The 3,008-nt window shown below is 70.6% G+C and carries 5 protein-coding genes; all 5 read right to left on the minus strand.

Translation table 11 applies throughout. From position 1 onward, the window contains the following. Nucleotides 1-177 precede the first annotated feature (177 nt). Nucleotides 178-750, minus strand: coding sequence for a putative T7SS-secreted protein (locus VF330_RS21100; protein WP_330853356.1), 573 nt, complete (start codon nt 748-750; stop codon nt 178-180). Next, nucleotides 747-1,010 (minus strand): type VII secretion target, encoded by a 264-nt coding sequence (locus tag VF330_RS21105; protein ID WP_330853357.1) that lies wholly within the window; start codon nt 1,008-1,010, stop codon nt 747-749. The genes VF330_RS21100 and VF330_RS21105 overlap by 4 nt, the downstream gene beginning before the upstream one ends. A gap of 47 nt (nt 1,011-1,057) precedes the next feature. Further along, complete coding sequence (locus VF330_RS21110) at nt 1,058-1,885, minus strand: hypothetical protein (protein WP_330853358.1); 828 nt, start codon at nt 1,883-1,885, stop codon at nt 1,058-1,060. A gap of 27 nt (nt 1,886-1,912) precedes the next feature. After that, complete coding sequence (locus VF330_RS21115; RefSeq protein WP_330853359.1) at nt 1,913-2,440, minus strand: hypothetical protein; 528 nt, start codon at nt 2,438-2,440, stop codon at nt 1,913-1,915. 86 nt (nt 2,441-2,526) lie between these two features. After that, a partial coding sequence (locus VF330_RS21120) for a cupin domain-containing protein (RefSeq protein ID WP_330853360.1) occupies nt 2,527-3,008 on the minus strand: 482 nt, incomplete at its 5' end.

Here is a 3,008-nt window from a genome sequence, read left to right on the forward strand (position 1 = left end):
GAGCAAGGACTCCGCGAGCCCCACGACCCACACCACCCCTTCCGCGATCACCCCCAGCCTAGGCGTCCTGACAGCCTACGGTGCGTGATCGGTCTGCGGTTGACGCCACAGCAACCCTTTCCATGATCACCGCGTTGTACCCACCCGTTCGCCCTAGTACCAACGGCCCTTTCTCCTCTACAACGCGGCAGAGCCCTGCCCCGTTGACCACCTCCGCCAACGCGGGTAGCGCGCCGTGATCGCCAAGGTCGTCACCACCGTCTCGACGTGCGGTTTCGCCAGGAAGTCCTCCGCCCGCGACACCACGGGACGCGGCGCCGGCTCGGCCGGCGGAGGTCCCGGAACGCCCTGCGCGACGGGTTCGGGGTCGCGCAGTTCGGACCGCACGTGTCTCAGCTCGTCGGTCGCGTTGCCCACTGCACGCACCGCGAGGTGCTCCTCCTCGGCGAGCTGCCGCCAGAGCCGGTCCGCCTGCTCCGGGTCGGCGTACTCGACGAGTCTGCTCACCTCGATGTGCGTGTAGAGGTAGGTCTCCACGGCGTCATGAGCGATCTCGAACGCGTCCGACACTTCGAGCCAACGTTTTCTGGCTCGGTAGCGGTACTCGTCGAACCTCGTGCTCGCGACACCGGTCCATCCGCTCGCGGTCGCCTTGGCATGTGCGAACGCCACGGATGCGCATTCGTCGCGCATCCGCCTCAGCCACTCCTGGACGCTCCGGAGGGAGTGGAAGTCGCTGGTGAGGCTCACGCGGGAAAGACGTCCACCTGTTCGTAACGGCGGGCTGTGTCGGTGAGGCGTTCCGCTGTGCCCTCGACGTCGCGCACCAGTTCCACCGTCGCGTGGTCGGAGGCGTCGCGGAACCGGGCGAGCGCGGCGAACAGCTCCCCGCGGGAGGGGTCCGGTTGTCCGTCCGGGTGGCGGGCGAGGGAGGTGACGCCCTCGGCGGCCTGCGCCAACGGGCGGGCGAGGGCGCGCAGCTCGGAGGGGTCGACGCTGAACCCGCTCACGGCACCTCCCCACCGGCGGAAGTTTGGTCTGGAACGATATCCGAGAATCAGCCGATCAGCTCCCGGATGTCGGCGGCCGACACGAACAGCACTTCTTCGTGCGACGCGCCCGCGTCCACCACCACCCCGACGCCGAGCGGTGCCACCAACGGCAGCAGCTCGGCGCCTTCGACCTCCAGCCACCGGTCGTCCCAGGAGAAGCCCTTGAGCCGGCGGTAGGCGACGAGCCGGTCGAGGCCGGTGAAGGCGAGCACGGCCCGTTCGTGCCCGGTCACGTCGGCCGCGACCAGCCCCGGCCGACCGGGATCCGGCAGGTAGACGGTGGTGTTGAGCAGCTCGGCGACGACCTCGGGATCGCCGGCCCGTGCCAGCTCCCGCAGCCGCGGCACGGGCGTGGAGTACATCGGCCGCCGCGACAGCTGGTGCTCCAGCGCCACGGCGGACGCCGGGTCGTCGGGGTCGACGACGTAGTGCGGCACGCAGTGCAGCGACGGCGGGATGTCGTCGAGGCTCGCGCCGGGCAGCACCACGACGATCACCTTGCGCTGGAACAGCTCCGGCTGCCGCATGAGCAGCCCGCGCAGGTGCTTGAGCTCGTACTCGACGCCGCGGCTGTCGGGGTTGCGGCCGCTGAACGCGAGTGCCCAGCCCGGCGACACCGCGACCGCGATCCGGTCGGCGTCCTCCATGCGCTGCAGGCAGAACGTCGACCAGTCGACGGGTTCGTGCTGGTGGTAGAGGTCTATCTCGGGCTTGGCGCCGATGCGGTGCAGCAGCCCGGCGAACTTGTGCAGGGTGTCCCGCCACGCCCCGGTGCGCGCGGCGTCCCATCCAGGACTCGTATGTGCCCAGACCACGAACACTTCGGGACGCATCGGCGCATCATGCCGCAAGGGGCCGTTTCAGCCGTCGCAGACCTCGTGCTCGGCCAGCACCCACGCGCCGCCCCGCCCGCTCGAGTACGTCGAGGCCGAGTCGGGCGGCTGCGGCAGCTCGCCGAGGCCCGCGGCGAACTCGACGGTCCACCGGTGCCGGGCGGCCGGGTTGGCGTCCTCGAACTCGTCGCCGAAGCCGTGGGTGACGTCCTGGGTCCGCACGGTGGTCTCGGAGCCCAGCAGGCCGCTCTCGCCGGGCCCGCACACCAGTTCCAGCCGGGCGCGGACCCACTGCGGCACGGCGGCCGGGTCCGCCTCGATCTCGGAGGCGACCGCGGTGCACGAGGCGCCGTGGACGCGGACGACGAGTGCCGCCCGGAAGACGACGAGCTCACCGGCTGTGCAGCCGGTGAGAACGCGTGCTTCGACAGCTGTCTCCGCACCGGAGACGACGGGACGGGCGGCCGCGCACCTCGCGGCGGGTGCGTCGGCCGATGCCGTCGCTCCCCCGGAGGTGACGGCCACGAGTAATAACGCGGCGACCACGGACCTCATGCGGGACAACATATTTGCGGTCGCCGCGCTTCCGCCCGAACTTCACCCCACAGATGGGTGAGCGCGGAAAACCTTGCGCCTCAAGGTCAGTGGTCGTGATCGTGGTCGTGCTCGGGCGCGAACGGCTGGTAGATGTAGAACATCGTGACCGGCTCGTCGCCCGCGACCGTCTCGTGGTCCGCACCGGGCGGCACGAACGCGTAGGACCCCGCGCCGGCCTCCACGCCACCGATGCTCACGGTGCCCTCGACGACCCACGTGTGCTGCGTCGCCGACGGGTGGTTGTGCCCGACGTCGCGCGCGCCGGGCGCCATCTGGATCAGGCCGACGATCGTGTCGCCACCGGGGGACTTCCACAGGAGCTTGTTCTGCAACCGTTCGTCGCCGTGGAGGGGGAACGACCTCATCTGCGCCAGGACGTCCGGCGGGATGACGGTGACGGTCTTGGGGTCTCTGTCGGGCAACGGTCCGTTCACGTGAGCTGCCTCTCCACTCGCCTGCGGGATGCGGGGAAGGCTACCTGGGCCCACGAGCCGGTCGGCGGTGGTCATTCGCAGGCGACACCGTC

The sequence above is a fragment of the Lentzea sp. genome (genome assembly GCF_036380075.1).
GTDB lineage: Bacteria > Actinomycetota > Actinomycetes > Mycobacteriales > Pseudonocardiaceae > Lentzea.

Bases quoted from the DNA above. Each gene is read 5' to 3' on its own strand.
- VF330_RS21115 (WP_330853359.1), bottom strand. From the start codon at position 2,440: ATGAGGTCCGTGGTCGCCGCGTTATTACTCGTGGCCGTCACCTCCGGG.
- VF330_RS21110 (WP_330853358.1), bottom strand. From the start codon at position 1,885: ATGCGTCCCGAAGTGTTCGTGGTCTGGGCACATACGAGTCCTGGATGG.